Here is a 24,934-nt window from a genome sequence, read left to right on the forward strand (position 1 = left end):
CCACCCTGGGCTGTGCCCATGGACATATCATACGTGGAAGCTAAGCTGTCGGCACATCCGTCAGTTGGGCATTCACGGGCATCATGACATTGAAGCTGATTGCCGTCGCCGGCATCGGGCTGCTTGCGGGGGCCTGTTCGCTGAACCCCCTCGGCACCCCCACGGCCTATAGCTCCCCTCCTGCTGCCAACGAATCGTCCGCCGCCGTCGCCCAGACGCGGAGCGTCTCACGGACGGCCGGTTTCGGTCCCGTGACGCCGGCCCCCCGCGAGGTCATGCCCGGCGACCTGATCGGACCGACCGCCCCGCCGCGGAAGGGCGCCGCCGATCCCGTGGCGTCCCTGAAGGCATCGGCGCAGGCCCGCAGCCACTGGGCGACCCTGCGGCCGGGCGAACTCACCCGTCCCCCCCTGCTGGAAAGCCGCCTGATCCAGGCGCTCGCCGGGATCGGCCGCACGGACGTGCAGACGGGCTCTGTCCACGCCTCCGAACCGGCACCGAAGAAGGTCGTGAAGCGCCCGCGCCAAGACGACCTGTACGACCGGGAAGCGGCGATGCAGCGGCTCATCGAGAGCGGCCGCTTCAAGACGGGTATGATCTGCGAGGGGTGCTGAGGCCATCCCTCACCATCGACAGGCACGGCGCAGGCATTGCAGCGTGCCCGCGGCGGGCCTCGGCAGGGTCGATCTCGACCGCCGCCGCTGAGGGCAGAGGCCGACCGGGCCGCCCCACGCAGCTCCGTCGTTGCGAGCGTCGACGACCAGAGATCCAGCGACGGGGTTGGCCCGACCCGACCGGCCAAGGGTTTCGACGCGCGGACCGGTCCCTACCTCAGGGATCGTGCCTCGGGCCCCGCGAGACCTCGCGGAGGTCCTCGTCCGGCAGGGGGCGTTGCAGGCGCAGGGCCTCGGCGGTCGGCGCGTCGAGCCATGTCGCCCACTCCTCCGGCGTCGTCAGGACGACCGGCATCGCCTTGGGATGGACCGGGCCGACGACGCCATTCGCCTCCGTGGTGAGGAACGAGAACAGGCGGTGTTCGGCCTCAACCCGGTCGGGGTTCTCTGCCTTCGTTCCCCGCACCCCCGTCCAGGGGCGCCAGATGCCGGCGAAGGCGCAGAGCGGGCGATCGTCGTCCCGCGCGAACCAGACCGGCGTCTTGCGCGGTTTGGTGTCGGCATATTCCGAGAAGGCCGTGAACGGCACGAGACACCGGTAGGCCGGCTTCAGCCACGGCCGCCAATGGGGGGAGGCGGCGTTCCGCACATTCGTGACGGGATGCTCGCCGAACACCTTTGGGCCGGGAATGCCCCACCGCATCCGGGTGAGGACGCGCTCACCCTCCGCGACGACGACCACCGGCGCCATCTGGTCGGGAAAGATCGCCGTCAGCTCGGGCAGGTTGCCCGTCTCGTCCCGCGCCGCGCCGAAGAACGCCCGCAGCGCGTCAGGCCCCTGCCGCCCGAGACTGTAGAGATTGCACATTCGCGATGCCCGACACCCCCGGCATTGTGCGCCGAGTGTCAGGCAAAGGCTATCGCGACGGACGGAAAGGCGTCGTAAGGAGGGCGTGAAGCCCCTGCCGGACGCTCAGCGCAGGGAGGCGATCTGCGTGACGGCGGACATCACGGTCTGCGTGACCGGGATGTCGGAGGTGTAGATGCGACCCGCGAGGATCAACAGCGCGAGGCTCCAGAACACGAGGCCACCGATCCGGCGCGCGGTGCGGTCGGTGCTCGACGAGGGGCACTCGCGCGCCAGCGCGGCGGTCACCGGCTCCCCGAACGGGTCGAAGGAGGCCGGTTCGGGAACGGTGGAAGACGCCATGGCGGACGGGTTGCGCATGCTCACGTATGTCGCGCCGGACGGCCTCTGTCGCAATGGACGGGATTTCCGTTGTTTTGGCCGGACGGAGAGAGTCATTCTCCCTTCTCGCCCGATGGCAGAGCGATTCTTTCTCGACCCTCGAAAGTCTTGCCTGTGAGCGACCGGACTGCTGCCAAAGCCGGCGCCGAGGGGCGCAACCGCACCTCCGCCTTCACCGCGCTCCTGCCGGGGATCGGCCTCTGCCTCGCCATCACCGTGGTCGCCCTCGCAGCTCAGGCTATCGAGGAGCACGTCTTCTCGCATCCGTACGTTGAAGCCCTCGTCGTCGCGATCCTCCTCGGAATCGCCGTGCGGACCGCCTGGACGCCGGGACCCCGCTTCCGCACTGGTATCGCCTTCTCCGCGAAGCAACTGCTCGAAGTGGCGGTGACGCTGCTCGGCGCCTCCTTGAGCCTGACGGCCATCGTCGCCTCGGGGCCGGCCCTGATCCTCGGGATCGTTGCCGTCGTGGCGGTGGGGATCGGGGCCAGCTACGGGATCTGCCGTCTCCTCGGCCTGCCCGCACGCATGGCGATCCTCGTCGCCTGCGGGAACGCGATCTGCGGTAACTCTGCCATCGCCGCCGTCGCGCCGGTGATCGGCGCCGAAGCGAAAGACATCGCCGCCTCCATCGCCTTCACCGCCGTGCTCGGCGTTCTGATGGTGCTCGGCCTCCCCCTGTTCGTGCCCCTCGCCGGCCTGACCGACCACCAATACGGTGTGCTCGCCGGGCTCACGGTCTACGCCGTGCCGCAGGTGCTCGCCGCCACCGTGCCGGTCAGCCTGCTCTCCACCCAGGTCGGAACGCTGGTGAAGCTGGTCCGCGTGCTGATGCTGGGGCCGGTCGTCGTGGCCTTTTCCCTCATCGCCCCCCGCCTTGCCAGGGCGGAAGGGGGCACCGCGCCCGCTGCCGGGCGCCTCGGCTTCACCAAGCTCGTGCCGTGGTTCATCCTCGGCTTCCTCGCCCTCGCGACCCTGCGCTCCCTCGGTGCCGTGCCTGACATGGCCACGGCGCCGATCGCCCGGATCGCCGGCCTCCTCACGGTCGTCTCGATGGCGGCGCTGGGCCTCGGCGTCGATGTACGCGTGCTGGCACGGGTCGGCGGGCGCGTGACCCTGGCGGTCACGGGATCGCTCGCCGTGCTGATCGGCATCAGCCTGCTTCTGATCCGCGGCCTCGGTATCGGCTGAGCGCGCGCCGATGCATCCGTTCCGTCCGATCGGAAGTTGATTCAACGCATAGTTGTGTGCCTGGCGGGGTCAGTCCGCCGCGGATCAGGCCGTGCGGCAGGGAAGCCACGGGCGAACACCGAGGGGAACGCTTGCACGCACGACCGGCCTTGGCCATAGCCCGCTGCATGAGGCTTCGGACCACACAGCCTGTGATTGCTCGACCGGGATCGCTGCGGTGAGTGACGCGCTCGCCTTCCTCTACGGCGGGGGAGAGGCGGCCCGGATGATCCGCGACCGCGACTGGACCGGCCACCCCCTCGGCCCGCCGGGGGATTGGTCGCCGGAGCTGCGCTCGGCGCTCAGCCTCGTCCTCAACTCCCCCGAGAGCATGATTCTCGCGTGGGGACCGGAGCTGAGCTTCTTCTTCAACGACACCTACGTCCCGCTCCTCGGCCCGCGCGTGTCCTGGGCCATGGGCGAACGCTTCGACAGAGTCTGGGCGGATGCCTGGGAGCAGGCGCGTCCCATCGTCGAGGATGCTTTCGCCGGCCGCGCCCGGCGCTTCACCGACCTGCCGTGGAAGCTCGACACGGATCGCGGCGAGGCGGAGACGTGGTGGACCTTCTCCTACTCGCGCATCCTCGACAAGGAGGGCCGGCCCGCCGGGCTGTTCATCCTGACGAACGAGACCACGGAGCGGGTGAAGGCCGAGCGGCGCCAGCGGGATTTCGAGGCCGCCCTCCGCGCCGAGCGCGACCGCGCCCACAACGTCCTCGACAACATGGGCGAAGCCTTCGCCCTCCTCGAACGCGATCTGCGGATCGCGGACATGAACGCCGAGGGGCTGCGCATGGACGGGCGGCCCCGCCACGCCGTGGTGGGGAGGCCCTACGCGGAGGTTTTCCCGGGGGCTTCACCGGAACTGCCCGCCGCCTACCGGCGCGCGATCGAGGAGGGGCGTCCCTTAAGCCTGGAACACGGCGTTCCGCAGCCGGACGGCACGACCACGTGGATCGACATCCGCGCCTATCCGGTGAACGACGGCCTCGCGCTCTTCTACCGCGACATCACCGCGCGACGGGCGCAGCACACGCGGCTCGAGGCGAGTGAGGCCCTCGCCCGCGAGAATATCGAGCGCGTGCAACTCGCCCTCTCGGCCGGGGCGATCATCGGGACGTGGTTCTGGGATCTGAAGACCGGCCGCTTCACCTTCGACGAAGCCTTCGCCTACAGTTTCGGCCTCGACCCCGCCCTCGGCCGCGAGGGCACCGACATCGATCGCGTCGTCGCGAACGTCCATCCCGAGGACAAGGCCGCCCTTTCCGCCGCCATCGCCGAGGCGATCGCCCGCGGCGGCAGCTACGCGCACCAGCACCGCGTGCGGCGCGCCGACGGGCACTACTACTGGCTGGAGGCGAACGGCCGCGTCGACCTCGATGCCGACGGCGAACCCCTGTACTTCCCGGGAGTCCTCATCGACACGGACGAGCGGCAGGCCCTCGTCGCCGAACGGGACCTCGTGAGCGCGGCCCTGCGCGAGCAGGCGCTGGAATTCGGGGCGCTGGCCGACAACATCCCGATCCTGTGCTGGATGAGCCGTGCGGACGGGCATGTCTACTGGTGCAGCCGCCGCTGGTACGACTACACGGGCGCGGAGCCCGGCGCCCTGCTCGGCTGGGGATGGACCACCGCCCACGATCCCGCGATCCTGCCTGAGGTGCTGGCCCGCTGGAACCGCTCCCTGGTCACGGGCGAGCCCTTCGAGATGACCTTCCCGCTGCGCGCCAAGGACGGACGGTTCCGCCCTTTCCTGACCCGGATGGTGCCGATCCGCGACGAGGCCGGCGCCGTGGACCGGTGGTTCGCGACCAACACCGACATCACGGAGCTACGCGCCGCCGAGCAGGCGTTGCGCGACCTCAACGCCACGCTGGAGCAACAGGTCGCCGAGCGCACCGCCGAGCGCGACCAGATCTGGCAGGCGTCCACCGATCTCCTCTGCGTCGCCAACCACGACGGCTACATCACCAGCCTCAACCCGGCCTGGACCACCACCCTCGGCTGGAGCCCCGACGAAATGCGGGCGAAACCGTTCCTCGACTTCGTTCATCCGGATGATGTGCCGGCGACGGTCGCCGCCGCCTCGGAACTCGCCAGGGGCATCAAGAAGCCGACCTTCGAGAACCGCTATCGCCACCGGGACGGATCCTATCGGTGGCTCTCGTGGAACGCGGTGCCCAACGAGGGCAAGATCTACGCGACGGTGCGCGACGTCACCGCCATGAAGGAGCAGGCCCAGGCCCTCGCCCATGCCGAGGAGGCCCTGCGGCAGGCGCAGAAGATGGAGGCAGTGGGCCAGTTGACCGGCGGGGTCGCCCACGACTTCAACAATCTCCTGACCATCATCCGCTCGTCGGTGGATTTCCTGCGCCGTCCCAACCTGCCGGAGGAGCGCCGTGCCCGGTACATGGACGCGATGTCGGACACGGTGGACCGGGCGGCCAAGCTCACGGGCCAGCTTCTGGCCTTCGCCCGCCGCCAGGCCCTCACGCCGGAGGTGTTCGATGTCGGCGCCCGCCTCGACGAGGTGGCCGACATGCTGAACTCGGTGACGGGCGCCCGCATCCGCGTGCGCACCGAGCAGCCGGAGGCGCGGTGCCATGTCCGGGCCGACACCAGCCAGTTCGAGACCGCCCTGGTGAACATGGCGGTGAACGCCCGCGACGCCATGCGCGGGGAGGGCGAACTCGTCATCCGCGTGGATCGCAACCAGACGTTGCCGCCGATCCGCGGCCATGCGGGCTCGCAGGGGCCGTTCGTCGCCGTCGCGGTGGTGGATCAGGGCTGCGGTATTCCGGCGGACCACCTCTCGCGGATCTTCGAACCGTTCTTCACCACGAAGGAAGTCGGCAAGGGCACGGGACTGGGCTTGAGCCAAGTGATCGGCTTCGCCAAGCAATCCGGCGGCGACGTCGAGGTGGCGAGCGAGGTCGGCAGCGGCACGACCTTCACCCTGTACCTCCCGGAGGCGGAGGCTCCCCGCGAAGCCAGGACGGCTCTCCCCACGGACGACCGGCTGGCCGAGGGGCGGAGCCTCTGCGTGCTCGTGGTGGAGGACAACCTCGACGTGGGCCGCTTCTGCACGCAGATCCTGGAGGATCTCGGCCATTCGACCGTCTGGGCGCACAATGCCGAGGAGGCGCTTGCCGAAATCGAGCGCGTTCCGTTCCGGTTCGAGGCGGTGTTCTCCGACGTGGTGATGCCCGGCATGGGTGGGATCGCCCTGGCGCGCCGGCTTCAGTCGAGCCATCCGGAACTGCCGGTCATCCTGACCTCCGGCTACAGCGACGTGCTCGCCCGGGACGATGCCCACGGCTTCGAGCTGGTCCGGAAGCCCTATTCCGCCGAACAGGTCGCGGAGGCGTTCCGCAAGGTCACCCTGCGGGGCCTGACCCGGCGGACGGAGTGAGTTGCGAGAAGGGGCTCGTCCCGGCCGGAGGTGCCGGGCATCGTCCGATCCGACGCAGGCAGGGAGACCGGCACGAGGCATGACCCGATGACACCGCCCGACCCGCCCGAACGCCGCTTGCCGGAGAGCCTCACCGGCCATCTGCGCCATCCCGAGAACGCGATCTGGCCGACGCCCGAGGATCGTCACCGGCCGCAGACCGGCCCGCACCGTCCGAAACTTCCGACGCGCGCCTTCCAGGGGGTCTGGCTTTGGGTCGCCCTTTATAACCTCGTCGGCGCGGCCATCCTCACCTTGCTGTGGGCCAGCATGGGGCGTTGACCGGCGGCGCACCGCACGTTCGGAGCTTTGCCTGTCGAAAGGATCGGTCCGGCCTGTTGACCCGCCCGAGCTTTCCCCCTATCTGACGGCGGCCTGCACGGCGCCACGCCGCTGCACCGTCCCTCCGGCCTTCCCGGAGCAGGACACAGGCCGAACGAACGGCCTCTTGGGGGATAGTTTAACGGTAGAACGGTGGACTCTGACTCCTCTAGTCCTGGTTCGAATCCAGGTCCCCCAGCCACCTCGTTCGTCTCAGCCTGATCTTTTAGATTCGCCGCCCGCCTCAGCGCGATGCCGGCTCGATGATAAATCGACCGCCGGTCGATGGGACGAAGCCGCTTTCATAGCTCGGCTTTCCATCCGCGATGACCGTCGCGCGTGACGGCCTGCCCTCGCTCGTTCACCGAAGCGGATGCGAAAGGCCCCCGGCAACCCATGAGCCCCCCCTCGTCTTTGCGAGCGCAGCGAAGCAATCCAGGGATCCGCCACGTTCGGAAACGGCCCGCTGCCCTGGATTGCTTCGCTGCGCTCGCAAAGACGGAGAGGGAAGCGATCCCTCCGGCCGAAAGCTGAGGGCGTCCGCCCGTCAGAACGCCTCGACCCGGAGCGCCATCGTCGTCTCGGCGCCGGCCTTGATCCGGGCGAGGCGCAGGCCGGTCTCCGGGAGCATCCGCTCCATGAAAAACCGGCCGGTGACGAGCTTGTCGTCCCAGCGAGCCGTGTCGCCGCCCTCGGCCCTCCGGGCCAGGGATGCCTTGGCGATCCGCAGCCACATCACGCCCAGTGCCACCAGACCGAGCAGGTGCATGTAGTCGGTGGCGCCGGCACCGGCATGGTCGGGCTTGCCCATCGCGTTCTGCATCAGCCACATCGTCGCCTGCTGCAGGTCGTTCACCGCTGCTCCGAGCGGCGCGACGAAGGGCTTCATGGCGGCATCCTCGCCGTGGTCTTTCAGGAGCGTCTGCACCTCCCCGAGGAAGGCCATCATCGCCCGGCCGCCGTCCTTGGGCAGCTTTCGGCCGATGAGGTCCATCGCCTGGATTCCGTTGGCGCCCTCGTAGATCATGGCGATACGGGCATCGCGGACGAACTGGGACATCCCCCATTCCTCGACGTAGCCGTGGCCGCCAAAGACCTGCTGGGCCTCGACGGCGTTGGCGAAGCCGCGGTCGGTGAGCACGCCCTTCACCACGGGCGTCATCAGCCCCATGAGGTCGTCGGCCGTCTGGCGCTCCTTCGCATCCTCGGAGCGGTGGAGAATGTCGCCCTGGAGCGCCGTCCACAGCACCAGCGCGCGCGCCGCCTCGTTGAAGGCGCGGATCTGCATCAGTGTCCGGCGGATGTCCGGATGCACGATGATCGGGTCGGCCGCCTTGTCGGGTGCCTTGGCGCCGGTGAGCGCGCGGCCCTGGAGGCGGTCCTTCGCGTAGGCGACGGCGTTCTGATAGGCGGCCTCGGATTGGCCGAGTCCCTGCACGCCGACGGCGAGGCGGGCCTCGTTCATCATCACGAACATCGCGTTGAGCCCGCGATTCGCCTCGCCGACGAGCCAGCCGGTGGCGCCGTCGTAGTTCATCACGCAGGTGGCATTGCCGTGGATGCCCATCTTGTGCTCGATGGAGCCGCAGGACACGCCGTTGCGGGCGCCGAGCGAGCCACCCTCGCCCAAGAGGAACTTGGGAACGAGGAAGAGCGAGATGCCTTTCGTCCCGGCCGGCGCGCCCTCGATGCGCGCAAGGACGAGATGGACGATATTCTCGGCCAGGTCGTGCTCTCCGGCGGAGATGAAGATCTTGGTGCCGGAGATCGCATAGGAGCCGTCGGGGTTCGGCACCGCCTTCGTGCGGAGCAGGCCGAGATCCGTGCCGCAATGCGGCTCGGTGAGGTTCATGGTGCCGGTCCAGGCGCCCTCCACCATCTTCGGCAGGTAGCGCTCCTTCTGCTCCTGCGAGCCATGCACCAGGAGCGCGGCGACGGCTCCCTGCGTCAGTCCCGGATACATGCTGAGCGCCAGATTCGCGCCGGAGGCGAAATCCTGGATGGCGGTGTTCAGCGTGCTCGGAAGTCCCTGGCCGCCGAACTCCTCCGGGACGGAAAGCCCCATCCAGCCGCCGCCGGCGAAGGCCTCGTAAGCCGCCTTGAAGCCCGTGGGCGTTGTGACGCGGCCATCGGTCTGCCGCGTGCAGCCCTCCTGGTCGCCCACCTGATTGAGCGGTGCGAGCACCTCGTCGGCGAGCTTGCCGCCCTCCCGCAGGACGGCCTCGACCACATCAGGGGTCGCGTCGGCGAAGCCCGTGAGGTTGGCCCTGGCGTGGAAGCCCAGCACGTCGGACAGGAGGAACAGCGTGTCGTCCACCGGAGCGCGATACTGCGGCATTCGAATCGTCCTCGCTCGCCCATGCGCGGCCGTTTTCCGGGCCGCCTGTACCGCTCGATTGTAAACGTCCGCATAGACCGTCAGCAACGGTTGCACTGCGCCGCAGGGGGCGTCGCCGAGGGGAGGGCGGTTCGCCTAAGCCATTGCTGCCACGGGCCTCCCCGGCATCGGCCGAAATCTCACGAATTGTACAGTCGACCGGTCACAGCACGATATTCGAAACGAATTCCTTGCGGAGCCAGAGCCTCTTAACGTGATGTTTACCAACAAAATAAATGGTTATGGCAACACCACCCGCGGCTCGCGGATCCGGGGCTGAAGCCCGGTTCCCCGGTTCGGGGCGCACTGCCACTCGATGCAGACGACAGGCCGACGATGACCCGCAAAGCGTCTTCGCAGTTCGATGGTTTCGATCCCGAGGTGATCGAGGCCGCCCGCGACGTCGCGAACCGTGCCGGCGTTCCCCTCGAGGCATGGATTGCCTCGGTGGTGCCGCAGTCCAACGTCGCGACCGTCGGAGAGGGCCGCCTGTTCGACACGTCCCCGCCCCGTTCGCGCTCGCCGTCCCCGACCGGCCGGTCCGCCGCCGCCCGGGAGATCGCACGCACGGCCGCGGCGGAGACGGATGCCACCTTGAATCAGGGCTTCACGGCCATCGTCGACCGGCTCGACGGCCTGGGCCGCTCGATCGAAGTTGAGCGCCGCGCCGAGCAGCGCCGCCTGGAGGAGATCGAGGCACGCATCGACCGCGCCCTGCACGAGGGCCCGGCCCAGCAGGTCACCGAGCGCCTCAGCGACATCGAGCGCCGCGTTGCCCAGCTCGGCGATCAGGTGACGACCCCGCGCCCGCCGGGCAAGCGCGGCAAGGTCGCCGCCGAGGAGATGCGTGAGGCGGTCGATGAGATCCGGCAGCGTCAGCGGGAGCTCGCCGGCCAGACGGCGCCGGCCGGCACCGTCGCCTCGCTGCATCACAATCTCGCGCAGTCGTTCGGCACCGTGGCCGCGCCGCGCCGCGCCATCGGCCTACCGAACTACGTGGCCGAAGAGCTTCAGCGGGAGTGTGCCCGCCTGAGCGACGCCGTGAGCGCGCTGCCGACGGCGAGCGAGGCCGCCGCCCTGGAGAAGGCCGTCGCCGCCCTCTCCCACGAGATCGACGCGCAACGGGCGGATGTGGCCGGTATCGACCTCGCCAGCCTCGCGACGCCGATCGAGACTATCGGCACCCGCATCGAGCGGATCGTCGCGGAAACCTCCACATACGATGACGTGCTGGCCGATCTCCGCCACCTCGCCGGTCGCCTCGACGTGGCCGCCGCCTTCGACGACGCGAGCGTCGAGGGTACGGCGTTGCACACGCTGACGAAGGCCCATGCGGAGATCCAGGCGAAGGCCGCTCTCCTTGCCGCGCCGGAGCGCCTGAACCGCCTCGTCCCCACGGTCCAGGGACTGCGGTACACGGTGGCGCCGACCTTCGCGGTCGATCAGGACGAGGTCCGGGCGCTCCTCGACGGAGCGGAAGCGCCTGAGGCCCACATTGCAGTCGACGCCGTCTGCCGGGACATCGAGGGCGCCGTCGCGCGGATCCGCAGCCTCCGGGCCGAGGCGCAGGCTGCTGCCGAGTTCGCGGCCGCCGCAGCTGCCGAGGCCGCTGCCGCCTCACTCGCCGCAGCAGCGACGCCCGCGACGGAGTTCGGCGCGAACGACGTCGCCACCCTGCATGAGATGCTGCACAATCTCGCGGAGAAGGTGGACCGCGTCGGCGAGCGCGTCGGCAACGAGGGCCTCGATGCCCTCGAGCGCCAGGTCATGACCCTTGTTCACAAGATCGAGACGCCGCACGCCCTCGACCCGGCCCTGACCAGTCTTGAGCGGACGATGGCCGACCTGACGCAGCAGGTCGAAGCGCTGCGGGCGGTGGCCCCGAACGAGGAATCCATTGAGCGTGCGACTCGCACGGCCGTCACCGAGACGCTCAAATCGGTGTCCTTTAACGCGGGCGGATCCGGCGGCGGCGATGTCGGCCTGCTCCGCGACAGCCTCGCGGACATGCAGGCCCGGCAGATCGCCTCCGACGAGCGCCTCGGCCTGAAGCTGGAGGGCGTGCAATCCGCCCTCGATCGCTTGGCCGACCGCCTCGGATCGAGCGAGCGCGCCGCCGCGTCCACGGCTCCGTCCCTCGACGAGCGATTGATGGCTTCGACGAGCGTCGAGGCGGCCCGTCCCGCCCTTCGGGCGACGATGCCCGACGTCGGGGATACGCCGCGGACCGATCCCTTCGTCGAGGCGCTGCTGGTGTCGAGCCCCGGCGAGCCCGCTCCGGCTCCCGCGCCGGCCTCCGTCGCGGCCCCGGCTCCGCCGAAGAAGGCCGAGCCCGCCGCCACCGACGCCGACATCAAGACGAGCTTCATCGCCGCAGCCCGCCGGGCCGCCCAGGCCGCCCAGGCCGAACTCGCCGCCGAGGGTTCCGCGGATGGTCAGTCCCGCACCCGGCCATCCGTCGGCCAAGCGGACAGGGGCGAGGAGATCAAGGTCGCCGTGGCGAAGTCCGCCGCGGTCGCGCCCACCGACAAGGCTTCGTCCGGCGACGACGCGTGGCCCGAAAAGTCGTGGCTCGACAAGGCGATCGGCGCCAAGGGCGTGACTGCCAAGACTCCTGTCGGCAAGGGTGCCGCCGGCAAGTCGGCCAAGGGTGCCGAGCCCAAGTCCGTCACCGTGAAGACGATGGACTCAGCCTTCGACATCAAGATCACGGACACCAAGGCCGCCGACGCGAGGATTGCGGACGTCAAGGTCGCTGAGGCCCGTACTGCCCGCAGCGGTGCCGAGCGCAACCGCAAGCCGCTCCTTCTCGGCCTCGCCGCCGTCGTGCTGAGCCTCGGTGCCATCGGCCTGCGCTCCAGCGGCGACGATCCGCTGCCGCAGCTCGCCGCGGCCCCCGAATCGGCTCCCCAGCAGACGGCGCAGCCCGAGAAGATCCAGGAGGCGCAGCGTGCGGCCGAGGCGCCCGCCGCCCCTGCCGCCACCGACATGCAGAAGACCGCCGGGAACACGGCGCCGACGGATCAGAACGCCGGCCAAGCGCCCGCCGCCAAGGCCCCCGAGGCTCCTCCGGCCCCGGCCAAGGTCTCGCTTCCCTCGATCGCCGGGATGTCCGGCCTCGCGGGGGACCTCGCCAACCTGCCGCCGGCCTACGAGCGGCTGAAGCAGGCGGCCCTGGCGGGCGAAGGCAATGCGGTGTGGGAACTCGCCGTGCGCCTCGGCGACGGACGGGGGATGCCCCGCGATCTCGCCCTCGCCGCCAAGGTGTTCGAGCGCATCGCCACCGCCGGCTACGCCCCTGCCCAGTACAAGCTCGGCGCCCTCTACGAGAAGGGCACCGGCCTCACCCGCGACCTCGCCCAGGCCAAGCTGTGGTACGGCCGGGCGGCCGAGCAGGGCCATGCCCGCGCCATGCACAATCTCGGCGTGATCTACGCCGAGAATCCCGGACCCAACGGCAAGCCCGATTTCGTCTCCGCGGCGACGTGGTTCCGCCAGGGTGCCGAGCACGGCGTGAAGGACAGCCAGTACAACATCGCCGTGCTCTACGCCCGCGGCCTCGGCCTGACCCAGGATCTCGTCCAGTCCTACGCGTGGTTCAATGCCGCCGCGGCGCAGGGCGACGACGACGCGGGGAAGAAGCGCGACGACGTCGGCTCGAAGCTGAGCGCGCCCGATCTCGCCCGCGCCAAGAGCCTCGCGGCGTCCTTCAAGCCCCGCAAGCTCGATCCCTTCGTGAACGAGCCCCTGGCGTTCCCGGACGGTTCAGCGGCGATGTCCCTCATGGGGGCGCCCGCGCCGAGCACAGCCGGCTTCGTCCAGCCGGGCCGCAAGGCGATCTGATCGGCGCTTCCCGGCTCCCCGGCGCCCTCGCCGGAGGAGACCGGGGAGGCACAGCGCCGCGCCCGGCGATCTGACCTTGACCGCACGCGCCGGATGCGAGACGCCTCCAGGCCTTGTGCGGTCGGTCCGGTCCGGAAGTCGCGGTCCTGTGGTCGCGCGCGAATCCGGAGGTCGGATGGCACGCCTTCACACGGTCCCGCGGAGCGCCATCGTCCTCGGTGTCGCGGGGTTGATCCCCTTCCTGGGATTTGCCGCCCTGTCCGTCTCGGGAAGCGATGGCGGCCTCGGCAATATTGGTCTGTCGCCGCGCACGATGCTGTCGGCCTACGGCGCCGTGATCGCGTCGTTCCTCGGGGGAATCCGCTGGGGCGCCGCCGCCGCCCGTGGCACCGGCAACGGCGACTATTTCATCGCCATCGTCCCGTCCCTCGTCGCCTGGGCCGCCATGGCGTTCCCGGCCCCCTGGGACCTGCGCATCCTGGGCGTGCTGGTGCTGGCCTGGGGATTGATCGACCAGGATCTGACCCGGCGCGGATTAGCGCCGTCGTGGCTCGCGAAGCTCCGCCTCGTGCTCTCGGGCGTCGCCGGGGCCGCCCTGCTCGTCGCCGCCTGAGCCGGCGCCGCGTATCCCGGCCCGGCGCTGGGACCCGGGGGCGACGCCCCCGGATGACCCGGATCGAAGGGGCGCCCCGCCGAGGGGCGCCCGGCGATCAGACGGCCATCGCCGCCTTCAGGTTCTGGTCCACCTTGTCGAGGAAGCCGGTGGTGGAGAGCCACTTCTGGTCCGGCCCGACGAGGAGGGCGAGGTCCTTGGTCATGTGACCGGCCTCGACCGTGTCGACGCAGACCTTCTCCAGCGTGGCCGAGAACTTCGCCAACTCGTCGTTGCCGTCGAGCTTGGCGCGGTGGGTCAGGCCGCGGGTCCAGGCGAAGATCGAGGCGATGGAGTTCGTGGAGGTCTCACGGCCCTTCTGGTGCTCGCGGAAGTGGCGCGTCACGGTGCCGTGGGCGGCCTCGGCCTCCACGGTATTGCCGTCCGGCGTCATGAGCACGGAGGTCATCAGGCCCAGCGAGCCGAACCCCTGCGCGGCCGTGTCGGACTGCACGTCGCCGTCGTAGTTCTTGCAAGCCCAGACATAGCCGCCCGACCACTTCAGGCAGGAGGCGACCATGTCGTCGATCAGGCGGTGCTCGTAAGTCAGGCCGAGGGCCTTGAACTTGCCCTCGAACTCCTCCTCGTACACTTTCTGGAACAGGTCCTTGAAGCGGCCGTCATAGGCCTTGAGGATGGTGTTCTTGGTGGACAGGTACACCGGGTACTTGCGCGCGAGGCCGTAATTCATCGAGGCGCGGGCGAAGTCGATGATCGACTGGTCGAGGTTGTACATCGACATGGCGACGCCGGCCTCGGGGAACTTGAACACCTCCTTCTCGATGACCGTGCCGTCGTCACCCTCGAACTTGATGGTGAGGCGGCCCTTGCCGGGCACCTTGAAGTCGGTGGCGCGGTACTGGTCGCCGTAGGCATGGCGGCCGATGACGAAGGGCTGCGTCCAGCCGGGGACGAGGCGCGGCACGTTCTTGCAGATGATCGGCTCGCGGAAGATCACGCCGCCGAGGATGTTGCGGATGGTGCCGTTGGGCGAGCGCCACATCTCCTTGAGCTTGAACTCCTCGACGCGAGCCTCGTCCGGCGTGATGGTGGCGCACTTCACGCCGACGCCGTGGCGCTTGATCGCCTCGGCGGCATCCACCGTCACCTTGTCGGCCGTGGCGTCACGGTGCTCGACACCGAGGTCGTAATACTCGAGATCCACGTCGAGGTAGGGGTGGATCAGCTTGTTCTTGATCTCGGCCCAGATGATCCGGGTCATCTCGTCGCCGTCGAGTTCGACGACCGGGTTCGCTACCTTGATCTTCGCCATGGGCCGTGTGCCTTTATCGCGTGCTGTCCTCGGGGGCACGGCATGCAAGGGCCGTGCGGACGCGCCCGGCGACATAGCAAGGGGTTGCGCGCGGCGGAAGGCTCAGCCTGTCATCCGCCTCCGGTCGTAACGCCCCCCTCGACGCGGCGGGCGCCGCCGTGCCAGAGGGCGGCATGGCGCGCGAATCCGATGAGAAGGCCCTGGAATTGCCGGCGGGCATCGCCCCCGCCGTCATCCTGGTCGAGCCGCAACTTGCCGAGAATATCGGCATGACCGCCCGGGCCATGGCCAATTTCGGGCTGTCCGAGCTGCGCTTGGTCAATCCGAAGAACGGCTGGCCGAAGAAGGGTGTACGCGAGGCGGCCTCGGGCGCGACCCATGTCCTCGACGGGGCGACGGTCTTCCCGACAGTGGCGGAGGCCCTCGCCGACCTGAACTTCGTGCTGGCCACCACCGCCCGCGAGCGCGGGCAGATGAAGCGCGTGTTCTCGCCGGAGGAAGGCATGGCCGAGGTCTGCGCCCGGCCCGGCCAGCGAATCGGAGTGATGTTCGGGCGGGAGAGGGTCGGGCTGTCAAACGACGAGGTGTCGCTCGCCGACGCCATCGTCACCTTCCCCGTCTCGCCGGACTTTCCGTCCCTCAATCTCGCGCAGGCCGTGCTCCTCGTCGGCTACGAGTGGCGGCGGGCGAGCGGCCGGGCCCTGCTTCCCTTCGCGGGCGAGATGCAGACGCCCCCGGCCAGCCGGGAGGCGCTGATCGCCCTGTTCGGCAAGCTGGAGGCGGCCCTCGACGCCGCCGGCTTCTACCCGCCCGAGAAGCGCGACGGCATCGCCCGGAACATGCGCGACATGCTCCACCGCATGGCCATGACCGAGCAGGACGTCCGCACGTTCCAGGGCGCCCTGAAGGCCGTGAGCCGGGCGATGAAGACCGGTGGCGCGGGATGAGGCGTCGTCGTCCGCTGGATCCGTGGCCGATCGGCTCGAGCCCCACCCGTCGACGGATCCCGGTCGTCATGACGGGCGAAGCGATCCAGAAGCGCGCACCGTTCGGAGGCGTCCCGCGGGCCCGGATGGGTTCGGCTCGCGCTGGCGAGGACGCAGGCGCGTGAGTGAGCGTCGGCGGCCAGGGTTCTAGCCCATCTCCGGCGGCTTGCCGCCGCCGAAGCATCGGCCGACGGCTTCCCAGAAGGCGTCCTGCTCCTCCTGCGTGCAGCGCTCGACGCGGGCACGGACCATGGCCAGCCCGGCCACCGCATCGGCGCTGGCGGCGACCTCGTCCTCGGTCGGCGTGACCCTGCGATCGTTGTCGTCCATCGGTCATCCTCCCTCGTCGAACAAGCGCGTGAGACGGCGCGGCTGTTCCGTCCGGCCGCACAATCGGGCATGGAAGCGCGCCGGCCGCTCCGCCGACCGGCGGGATCCAACGGGGGATGTGTGCGGCTCGACGTCGACAATCTGGCCTGCCGCCGCTCCGGCCGCCGCATCTTCGCCGGGCTGACTTTCGCGCTGGAGCCCGGGGGCGCGCTGGCCGTGACGGGACGGAACGGCGCGGGCAAGTCCAGCCTCCTCGCCATCCTGTGCGGTCGCCTGCGGCCGGATGCGGGGCGGATCACCGTCGTGGGTGTCGGCGAGGCGACCCTGCCGGAGTGCCTGCATGCGGTCGGCCATCGTGACGGGCTGAAATCCGCGCTGACGGCGGGCGAGAACCTGACCTTCGCCCGCGACCTCCTCGGCGCGGCGCGCCTGACGCCGCGGGATGCCCTGGAGCGCATGGGGCTGGGCCACGCCCACGATCTGCCGGTGGCGTATCTCTCGGCGGGGCAGCGGCGGCGCGTGGCGCTGGCCCGCCTCCTCGTCTGCGCCCGTCCGCTCTGGCTCCTCGACGAGCCGACGGCGGCCCTCGATGTCGCCTCGCAGGAGGTGCTGGCCAGGCTGATGGCCGAGCACCGGGCCGGGGGCGGGCTCGTCATCGCCGCGACCCACCAAGCCCTCGGGCTCACCGACGCGATGGAACTGCGGATCGAGCCGAGCGGCGGTGAACCCGCGCCCCCTGCCGACGAGGGCCTGGAGGATTGGACGTGACGCGCGCCATCCTCGCCCTGCTCGCCCGCGACCTACGGCTCGCCTCCCGCGTCGGAGGCTCGGGCGCCCTGTCGCTCGTGTTCTTCCTGATGATCGTCGCGCTCGTGCCCTTCGCGCTGGGGCCCGACCTCAACCTGCTGTCGCGGATCGGCCCGGCGATTCTCTGGCTGTCCGCCGTGCTCGCGACGCTGATCGGCCTCGACCGGCTTTTTCAGGCCGACGAGGAGGACGGCTCCCTCGACCTGATGACCGCCGCGCCCGTGCCCCTCGAAGGCGTGGTGCTCGCCAAGGTCGTCGCCCACTGGCTGACGACGGGCCTGCCGCTCACGCTGGCCTCGCCCCTGTTTGGCCTCCTCGTCGCCCTGGACGGCACGGCCATGGCCTCCACCGCCGCGACGCTCGCCGTAGGCACGCCGGCCCTGAGCTTCATCGGCGCCGTGGGCGCCGCGCTGACCGCCTCAATCCGCCGGGGCGGGCTGATTCTCGCGGTGCTGGTGCTGCCGCTGATGATCCCGACGCTGATCTTCGGCGTCTCCGCCGCCCAGGCGGCCACCGGGGGAACGGTGCCGTTCCTCGTGCCGCTGGCGGTGCTGGCGGGGCTGACCCTCATCGCCGCCGTCGTCGGAACGGTGGCCGCGGCGGCGGCGTTGCGGTGGCCGGAATAAGACCCAGCCGCTGGGGGGCATCCCAAAGCGTATTCCGGCGAAGGTAAGGCCGGTTCGTCGCAGGACTGCAAGTGACAACAAGCATTTAGAGGCGCCGGTCTGATGCAGTCAGGCCGGCGGCCTTAGCACGACGACGTCGTCTCATCGGATGCTCGATCGAAAGCAGACTCACGGAGGATTTGTAGCAAGTCTTCATATCCTTCCTCGATGTCTTCGGTCCCCGTGAACCTCGATATCTCGACGCGCCCGTCTTCGAAACACTCGATTTCCAAACGCATCCCGACCAACGTTGCGTCGACCCTGATCGTATCAGGCCGATCCCTTGCCAGCCTGAAAGAGATTCTCGCCCGTTCAAGTGCTCCGATTACTTCAAAAATTGTAGACTTCTGCGTCATGAATTCCTCAGCGGCTCGAAATGACACCCAGCCTTCGCTTGTATCCGTATCGGGAGGATCGGTTTAGGGCATGGTCTCAAGGGGAAACGGCGTCGAAGTCCAGTAGCGCTCGAGCTTCGTTCCTATCACCTCGCGCTGTTCCCATTCGTGCAGGAGCTTTGCGAGAGTCGCGCGGTCCCCACCCATGAGCGGATCCTCGACCCGGCACCATTCATCGTAACAAGGGTGGTCCGGCCATATATGCGGAACTCGACGTTGAACTTGGTCGGTATCACAGGATCGCCAAAGCCTCTGCGCCTCGGGTATGTCACCGCACGCCGCCGTCATCAGGGCTCGCCAAGGCACCCATGCTGCAATCGGAAAATACTCGTGATTAAACACGAACTCGATCGTCTTCTCGAAGGTGTCGAGGGAGTCGAAAAGGGGTATGACCTCCGCTTCAATCTGATCTGCGAAATCCTCCGCCATCGTTGGATCATCAACTTCGAACAACCCGCCTTGACCTTTGGGTTTGAAACGCGTCGAGCGACCCACCAAGCCCCAGGATCGCCCTAGGCCAATACCGGAACGCCTATCGGGCTCGCACATGATGTTGATCCGCCACTCCACGCAGAAGTAGCCTTGTCTGTCTCGATTCTCGAGAACCACCAGTTTGCTGCAATGCTCCGTAGGTGCGTAGAGGAGGACACGCGGAGTAAGCGGAACGAAACGTGGATGTCTCGCCCTTAAACCAGAGATCACTTTACGAACGGCAGCTCGATAGCTCATAATTCAGGCCTCATTTGAATGATGATTATTCGTGTGTGGTTTTTTGAAATTCTCCGATGCAATTTTTGCTAATTGCATCGCGCGAGCCATCGACAGGTCTGATTCGCCTGTCTTATAGTCGTAAATACAGAGCGTTCTAGTTGCGGTAACGTTTTCGAGAAGGTCCAAGCGGACATTGCCTTTGCTTGTGGCCCTTGCAAGTTCGCCGCTGGGATCTAGAAGAAGTTCCGCGCGAAAATTTTGATCTTGCTGGTGCCTGACAACATTCGCGATACCAATATGCACCTTGTTTCCGAATTCGGTCCTATTCCGGTATTGTCCGGAGGCACGGACGGCACGGGTGACATCGTTCGTGATAGCGCGAACCTCGCCGTTGCGTGGGCAGGCGGCGTCCAGTTGCTGTTGATTCAACTGTCCGACCCAGGCCGTCATTCTCGCTGATGACGCCTCGCCGGGTGTAAATTCGTGTGCGGTTAAGCCTAAGACCGTCCCGAACCCATCCTTCCTCGCCGAGAGGACGGTGAACAGCGAAAGCGTAAGCTCAATTGTTCGCGCCGCTTGAATGGCTTCGATCGCCGCCTCGATCGCGAACGGCACAGCGGGGGCGAATGTTGTTTGCGCAAATGGCTCGCTAACGAGCTCGGTTGGCGTGAACGTCGTCCGCGACAACACCTCGCCGGTTTCACCGTCGCGGATCGTCTGAGTGGCACCGGAGGTCTCGAAGATCCGGCTCTCGCCATCGGGCGCGATGACCGCGTGCTGTTCATCGAAATCCTTCTGACCCGCGTGGATGCGGATCGACAGGACGCGGGTGCCGTCTTCGAGGGTCTGGCTGTCGGTCGATGCGAGGGTGGATGCGCTGCCGCTACCGGCTTCCCCGGGCGACGAAACCCACTGCCCGCCGTCGGACTGACCGGCTGGAGCGCGTGGCTGCGCCCGCCAATCCTTCGTTTGCCTGGCTTCGCGTCGGAGTCCGATGAGGGCTCGATCCAGGGCGGCCCCCGCCAGCAGCCCCTGGGCGATCCGCAAATCGGATTGCGAGCGTCTCTGCCAGTCCACGTCATCACCCCGTCTTCAAGCGAGGTCTGGACTAGAACATAATGGGAACGAAAGCAAGAATTTTAGGATTTACAACCTATCATTGCATAGGCGATCGCAGCCGAGGCATTCATTGACGGCAACGGCCCCCGCGCTTATAGGAGGCGCTTCGCCGGAACGCCGCGCTTTCGCGTGCGCTGCGTCTCGGCTATCGCCACACAACTGATGCGTTGACCGATCCCCGGCCGTGCCGGCCCGTCGGCATCGCCCGACGAGAAACACGAGGACGCACATGGCCAACACTGCCTCGGCCAGGAAAATGACCCGCAAGATCGCCAAGCGCACGGCGATCAACAAGTCCCGCCGCTCCCGCATGCGCACCTTCGTGCGCAAGGTCGAGGAGGCGATCGAGTCCGGCAACCAGCAGGACGCGCTGGCCGCCCTCAAGGCCGCCGAGCCGGAGGTGATGCGCGCCGCGCAGAAGGGTATCGTTCACAAGAACAACGCCTCGCGCAAGATCTCGCGCCTCGCCGCCCGCGTGAAGTCGCTGGCCGCCTGATCGTCTGATTTCACCGTTCCGCACGGTTGAAAGCCCGGCTTCGCGCCGGGCTTTTTTGTTGCGCGCGTCCGGGTTCGCGCGCGGAGCCATAGCCGGGTCCCGCCACGCCGGCTGACGCACCGCCGTCATGGCCAGCGCGCGCCGAAGCGATCCCGGGATGCGCCCCGCCCGAAAACGGCCCGTTGCCTTGGATGGCTTCGGCTCGCGCTCGTTAAAGACGCGAGGGCTTCATGGGCCGCTAGAACCTCTCCGGCCGCGACCTCGAACGGGGCGGGTCCCTGGATTGCGTCGGCTCGCGCGGCCATGACGGGTGTGGCTTCAACCCCATCGGCCGCCGTTCCACCGCGGTGGTCGAGGTCTCCGGATCGCGGCCTCGCTCGCGGTGACGACCGGCGACCCCTCGATGGGTGCGGCTCGACCCGATCGGCCACGGCTTTCGAAACTTGCGAGGCCAGCGTCGTGCGGCGAGCGGAGGCCGCGCGCGACGCTGGCCTCGCAAACGGGGCGTTAACCCTGCCCCAGAATTTGCTGCATTGCCGAGTCCACCGCGCCCGTGTAGCTTAACAAAACGTCACCGCGATGAAGCTGTTTTTGGCGGATTCGGCACTCTCGCGAATCATCGTGGCGGCGCAAGACTCTAACTCTTGTGGCTCGGCGCCGTTGGAACACTTGCCGAGGGGAATCGGCGCCATCCCCATAAGTCCCACTGTTAAGGGAACCGCAGGTCTTTGTTGATAGGCTCTTCAAATCGGCAATTGCTCCTTGTGCGGGTCTTGACTCGCAACTGGGAATCGTCCTCGCGCCGTGGTGCGAGGCGCTGAAAGCGTGAAGCGTGCGTACGTGCAGCCGGGCGGTGTCCGCCGGCGGCACGGGGAGAGCCTGTGATGCGTGTCGACGGAACGGTCGCGAATGGCGACGAGGATGGCCGCGCCTCCGAAGGCGACAGCCACGAAAATGCGGCCCCGGATTACGGCGCGGCGTGGTCGCGCGTGAAGCGCCGCCTGCGCGCCGAACTGGGGGAAGACGTCTTCGCCAGCTGGTTCGCCCGCCTGGAACTCGACTGCGTCTCCGGCGGCACCGGCAAGCTCACCGTCCCGACCCGCTTCCTGAAGAGCTGGATCGAGTCCCACTATCTCGACCGTGTGCTGGCGACCTTCAAGGCGGAAGCGGGTGATGTCGCCCGCATCGAGGTGGGCGTGCGCGGCACGGTCGCCCCGGCCCGCCCGGTGGTGCCGGCTCCCGCCAAGCCGGTGACGGCGACAAGCGGCCCGCTGGCCCGCCTCCATGCGGTCGGCAGTCAGGCTCCCGTGGCGCCGGCCCTTCCGGCGGCGGAATCCCGCGTCTCCGCCGAGGCCAGCGGCGACTTCAACGGCACGCCGCTCGACGCCCGCCTGACCTTTACGAGTTTCGTCGTCGGCCGGTCCAACGCCCTGGCCCATGCGGCGGCCGAGCGCATCGCCCGCCACCAGGGGGAGGGCGCCCTCTACAACCCGCTCTACCTCCATGCCGGAGTCGGCCTCGGCAAGACGCACCTGCTGCACGGCATCGGCCACGCGGCGCGGGAGAGCGGTCGCCGGGTCATCTATCTCACGGCCGACCGGTTCATGTACGGCTTCGTGAATGCCCTGAAGACCCAGTCGGCGCTGGCCTACAAGGAGCGCCTGCGCGGCATCGACCTGCTCATCCTCGATGACGTGCAGTTCATCCAGGGCAAGTCGATCCAGGCCGAGTTCGGCCACACGATCAATGCGCTCATCGATGCCGGCCGGCAGGTCGTCGTGGCCTCCGACCGTCCGCCGACGGAACTGGAGGCCCTGGAGGAGCGGGTCCGCTCCCGCTTGGCCGGCGGCCTCGTGGTGGAGATCGGCTCCCTCGACGAGCAGCTGCGCATCTCCATCCTCTCCGCCCGGCTGGCCTCAGTGCGGACCTCCCACCCCGGATTCGATGTCTCGCCGCAGGTGGTGAACTACGTGGCCCGGGCCATCACGGCCAACGGGCGCGACCTCGAGGGTGCCGTGAACCGGCTCCTCGCCCACGCGACGCTCACCGGCACCGCCGTCACCCTGGAAACCGCCGAGACGGCGATCCGCGACCTCGTGAAGAACCGCGAGCCGAAGCGGATCAAGATCGAGGACATCCAGAAGTTGGTGGCCAGCCGCTACAACGTCTCCCGGTCGGACATCCTGTCCGAGCGGCGCACGGCGGCGGTGGTGAAGCCGCGGCAGATCGCCATGTACCTGTCGAAGGTGCTGACCCTGCGCTCGCTCCCCGAGATCGGCCGCCGCTTCGGCGGGCGGGACCACACCACGGTGCTGCACGCCGTCCGCAAGATCGAGAAGCAGATCGGCGAGGACGCCGTGCTGGGCGACGAGGTCGAGCTCCTGAAGCGGATGCTTCAGGACTGAGACGTTCGGATCCCAAAGGACAGGTCATTTGGTGGGGTCCAGGGGCGACGTCCCTGCTGCGGCAGGGCTGAAGCCCTGCACCCTCCGAAGGACAAGTCCTTTGGGATCCTTCTTTTTGGCCCGGGGCTGTCAGGGCCCGCGCGGCATGACACACTGGCGTAGAACCGGACGGCCATGTAAGGCCGCGTCGCCGCAAGGCGGGGAGAGCCGAGGGATACGCCATGCCGAAAGCCTTCATCTATGACCACGTCCGCACCCCGCGCGGACGGGGCAAGGCCGACGGCGCCCTGCACGAGGTCACCGCCCTCCGCCTCGCGGAGACGGCGCTGCGCGCCCTGAGGGACCGAACCGGCCTCGATACGGCCCTCGTGGACGACGTGATCCTCGGCTGCGTCGATCCGGTGGGGGAGGCGGGGGGCGACATCGCCCGCGCCGCCGCTCTGGTCGCCGATTACGGCACCCACGTCCCCGGCGTGCAGATCAACCGCTTCTGCGCCTCAGGCCTCGACGCGGTGAACTTCGCCGCCGCGCAGGTGATGGCGGGGCAGCACGGCATGACCGTCGGTGGCGGCGTCGAATCCATGAGCCGCATCGGCATCGGCGCGTCGGGCGGCGCCTGGCCGGTGGACCCGGCCATCGCGATCAAGTCGTATTTCATGCCCCAGGGCATCTCGGCCGATCTGATCGCCACCAAGTACGGCTTCAGCCGCGACGAGTGCGACGCCTACGCCGTGCGCTCACAGGAGCGCGCCGCCGCCTCCTGGGCGAACGGGCTGTTCGACCGCTCGGTGGTGCCGGTGCGGGACGTGAACGGCATCAGCCTTCTCGACCGTGACGAGCACCCGCGCCCGGGCACCGACATGCAGTCGCTGGCCGCGCTGAAACCCTCCTTCGTTCAGATGGGGCAGATGGGCGGCTTCGATGCCGTCGCCACAGACGCGCACCCGGATGTCGAGTTCGTGGAGCACGTCCACCACGCGGGCAACTCCTCCGGCATCGTGGACGGCGCTGCCGCCATCCTCATCGGCTCGAAGGATGCGGGCGAGGCGGCCGGGCTGAAGCCGAGGGCGCGGATCCGCGCCTTCGCCAACATCGGCTCCGATCCGGCCTTGATGCTCACGGGGCCCATCGACGTGACGCGCAAGGTCCTCGACCGGGCCGGCATGACGCTCGACGACATCGACCTGATCGAGGTCAACGAGGCGTTCGCCGCCGTGGTGCTGCGCTTCTGCCAAGCGTTCGACCTCGACCCGGAGGCGGTCAACGTCAACGGCGGCGCCATCGCCCTCGGCCATCCGCTCGGCGCGACGGGGGCAATGATCCTCGGTACCGCCCTCGACGAGTTGGAGCGCACCGGCAAGGAGCGCGCCCTCGTCACCCTCTGCATTGGTGCCGGCATGGGCACCGCCACAATCATCGAGCGGGTCTGACTCGATCGGGCCGCACCCAGCTCGCAATTCAGTTCAACACGGGAGGACACCCTTTGAATCGACTGATCGCCACCCTCTGCCTCGGCGCGGCCCTCGCCGCTCCCCTCGCGGCCCATGCCGACGAGATGAGCGACAAGGTCGCCGCCGCGACGAAGCTCGTGAACCGCACCCTCATCAAGAACCTGCAAAACGGGTTCAACGTGGCGTTGGAGAAGACCACCGCGCCCATGCCGGAGGCCCGCGCCGAATCCGTGCGTAAGGAGCTCAATGCCGAGTTCGAGAAGCAGCGCGCCCTGATGGTCGAAGGACTGTCGAAGGAATACGCGCAGAAGTTCAGCCTCTCCGAGCTGAACCATCTCGATGAGATCTACTCGGACCCTGTCTACGAGAAGTTCCAGACCATGAACGCCGACCCGAACTCCTCGGTCACGGCGATCTCCCAGAACTCCGTGACGAAGCTCCTCAACATGCTGGCGGTGGCCGCCGCCACCGAGAACCAGCCGCCCGGCACGCCCGCCGCGCCGCCGGTGCCCGTGCCGGCTCCCGCGCCGAAATAAGCCGAGATTGGGTGGGGCCGGCC

General features: G+C 68.5%; 20 protein-coding genes and 1 tRNA gene. 14 read left to right on the forward strand and 7 right to left on the reverse strand.

Annotated features, from left to right (window positions below; genetic code table 11):
* Positions 1-83 precede the first annotated feature (83 nt).
* A complete protein-coding gene (locus tag MFF06_RS08725; RefSeq protein ID WP_238202920.1) occupies positions 84-614 on the forward strand; it encodes a hypothetical protein in 531 nt (176 codons plus the stop codon).
* 217 nt (positions 615-831) lie between these two features.
* On the opposite strand, the gene MFF06_RS08730 is transcribed toward MFF06_RS08725, so the two are convergent.
* The gene (locus MFF06_RS08730) at positions 832-1,482 is read right to left on the reverse strand and encodes an SOS response-associated peptidase (RefSeq protein ID WP_238202922.1); all 651 of its coding nucleotides are present in this window, start codon (positions 1,480-1,482) and stop codon (positions 832-834) included.
* A gap of 105 nt (positions 1,483-1,587) precedes the next feature.
* On the reverse strand, positions 1,588-1,842 hold the full coding sequence (locus MFF06_RS08735) for a hypothetical protein (RefSeq protein ID WP_238202924.1): 255 nt from the start codon (positions 1,840-1,842) through the stop codon (positions 1,588-1,590).
* Between the two features lie 129 nt (positions 1,843-1,971).
* Here MFF06_RS08735 and MFF06_RS08740 point away from each other — a divergent pair, with 129 nt between their 5' ends.
* The 4 genes from MFF06_RS08740 to MFF06_RS08755 all read left to right on the forward strand — a co-directional run bounded on the left by MFF06_RS08740 (position 1,972) and on the right by MFF06_RS08755 (position 7,067).
* Positions 1,972-3,054 carry a YeiH family protein gene (locus MFF06_RS08740; RefSeq protein WP_370876631.1) on the forward strand — a complete coding sequence of 361 codons (1,083 nt, stop codon included), beginning with the start codon at positions 1,972-1,974 and terminating at the stop codon, positions 3,052-3,054.
* A gap of 217 nt (positions 3,055-3,271) precedes the next feature.
* On the forward strand, positions 3,272-6,505 hold the full coding sequence (locus tag MFF06_RS08745) for a PAS domain-containing protein (RefSeq protein WP_238202926.1): 3,234 nt from the start codon (positions 3,272-3,274) through the stop codon (positions 6,503-6,505).
* An 87-nt stretch (positions 6,506-6,592) separates the two neighbouring features.
* A complete protein-coding gene (locus MFF06_RS08750) occupies positions 6,593-6,826 on the forward strand; it encodes a hypothetical protein (RefSeq protein ID WP_238202928.1) in 234 nt (77 codons plus the stop codon).
* A 167-nt stretch (positions 6,827-6,993) separates the two neighbouring features.
* Positions 6,994-7,067: transfer RNA gene (locus tag MFF06_RS08755), tRNA-Gln, on the forward strand.
* Between the two features lie 345 nt (positions 7,068-7,412).
* Here the strand turns inward: MFF06_RS08755 and MFF06_RS08760 are convergent.
* On the reverse strand, positions 7,413-9,203 hold the full coding sequence (locus MFF06_RS08760) for an acyl-CoA dehydrogenase C-terminal domain-containing protein (RefSeq protein WP_238202929.1): 1,791 nt from the start codon (positions 9,201-9,203) through the stop codon (positions 7,413-7,415).
* A 375-nt stretch (positions 9,204-9,578) separates the two neighbouring features.
* On the opposite strand from MFF06_RS08760, the gene MFF06_RS08765 reads away from it, so the two are divergent.
* Positions 9,579-13,085, forward strand: coding sequence for a tetratricopeptide repeat protein (locus MFF06_RS08765; RefSeq protein ID WP_238202931.1), 3,507 nt, complete (start codon positions 9,579-9,581; stop codon positions 13,083-13,085).
* Between the two features lie 175 nt (positions 13,086-13,260).
* Positions 13,261-13,698, forward strand: a complete 438-nt coding sequence (locus MFF06_RS08770; RefSeq protein WP_238202932.1) for a DUF3429 domain-containing protein — start codon at positions 13,261-13,263, stop codon at positions 13,696-13,698.
* Between the two features lie 97 nt (positions 13,699-13,795).
* Here the strand turns inward: MFF06_RS08770 and MFF06_RS08775 are convergent, their stop codons facing one another.
* A complete protein-coding gene (locus MFF06_RS08775; protein ID WP_238202934.1) occupies positions 13,796-15,010 on the reverse strand; it encodes an NADP-dependent isocitrate dehydrogenase in 1,215 nt (404 codons plus the stop codon).
* Positions 15,011-15,183: 173 nt separating this feature from the next.
* Between MFF06_RS08775 and MFF06_RS08780 the strand changes: the two genes are divergently transcribed.
* On the forward strand, positions 15,184-15,957 hold the full coding sequence (locus MFF06_RS08780) for an RNA methyltransferase (RefSeq protein ID WP_238202936.1): 774 nt from the start codon (positions 15,184-15,186) through the stop codon (positions 15,955-15,957).
* 186 nt (positions 15,958-16,143) lie between these two features.
* Here MFF06_RS08780 and MFF06_RS08785 read toward each other — a convergent pair whose 3' ends face one another.
* A complete protein-coding gene (locus tag MFF06_RS08785) occupies positions 16,144-16,326 on the reverse strand; it encodes a hypothetical protein (RefSeq protein ID WP_238202938.1) in 183 nt (60 codons plus the stop codon).
* Positions 16,327-16,446: 120 nt separating this feature from the next.
* On the opposite strand from MFF06_RS08785, the gene ccmA reads away from it, so the two are divergent.
* Together ccmA and ccmB are read left to right on the forward strand one after the other, a co-directional pair.
* Positions 16,447-17,094, forward strand: a complete 648-nt coding sequence (gene ccmA / locus MFF06_RS08790; protein ID WP_238202940.1) for a heme ABC exporter ATP-binding protein CcmA — start codon at positions 16,447-16,449, stop codon at positions 17,092-17,094.
* Positions 17,091-17,759: a heme exporter protein CcmB gene (gene ccmB, locus MFF06_RS08795; RefSeq protein WP_238202942.1), complete on the forward strand. Its 669-nt coding sequence runs from the start codon at positions 17,091-17,093 to the stop codon at positions 17,757-17,759. The genes ccmA and ccmB overlap by 4 nt, the downstream gene beginning before the upstream one ends.
* Positions 17,760-18,217: 458 nt before the next feature.
* Here ccmB and MFF06_RS08800 read toward each other — a convergent pair whose 3' ends face one another.
* Together MFF06_RS08800 and MFF06_RS08805 are read right to left on the reverse strand one after the other, a co-directional pair.
* Positions 18,218-18,802, reverse strand: a complete 585-nt coding sequence (locus tag MFF06_RS08800) for a hypothetical protein (protein WP_238202943.1) — start codon at positions 18,800-18,802, stop codon at positions 18,218-18,220.
* A 123-nt stretch (positions 18,803-18,925) separates the two neighbouring features.
* The gene (locus MFF06_RS08805; RefSeq protein WP_238202945.1) at positions 18,926-19,981 is read right to left on the reverse strand and encodes a hypothetical protein; all 1,056 of its coding nucleotides are present in this window, start codon (positions 19,979-19,981) and stop codon (positions 18,926-18,928) included.
* Positions 19,982-20,252: 271 nt separating this feature from the next.
* Between MFF06_RS08805 and rpsT the strand changes: the two genes are divergently transcribed.
* From rpsT to MFF06_RS08825, 4 genes are all read left to right on the forward strand, one after another.
* Positions 20,253-20,519, forward strand: a complete 267-nt coding sequence (gene rpsT / locus MFF06_RS08810) for a 30S ribosomal protein S20 (RefSeq protein WP_238202947.1) — start codon at positions 20,253-20,255, stop codon at positions 20,517-20,519.
* A gap of 884 nt (positions 20,520-21,403) precedes the next feature.
* The gene (dnaA, locus tag MFF06_RS08815) at positions 21,404-22,924 is read left to right on the forward strand and encodes a chromosomal replication initiator protein DnaA (RefSeq protein ID WP_238202949.1); all 1,521 of its coding nucleotides are present in this window, start codon (positions 21,404-21,406) and stop codon (positions 22,922-22,924) included.
* A 221-nt stretch (positions 22,925-23,145) separates the two neighbouring features.
* Positions 23,146-24,354, forward strand: coding sequence for an acetyl-CoA C-acetyltransferase (locus MFF06_RS08820; protein WP_238202951.1), 1,209 nt, complete (start codon positions 23,146-23,148; stop codon positions 24,352-24,354).
* Between the two features lie 53 nt (positions 24,355-24,407).
* A complete protein-coding gene (locus tag MFF06_RS08825) occupies positions 24,408-24,911 on the forward strand; it encodes a hypothetical protein (protein ID WP_238202953.1) in 504 nt (167 codons plus the stop codon).
* Positions 24,912-24,934 lie beyond the last annotated feature (23 nt).

The sequence above is a fragment of the Methylobacterium aerolatum genome (assembly GCF_022179085.1).
GTDB lineage: Bacteria > Pseudomonadota > Alphaproteobacteria > Rhizobiales > Beijerinckiaceae > Methylobacterium > Methylobacterium aerolatum.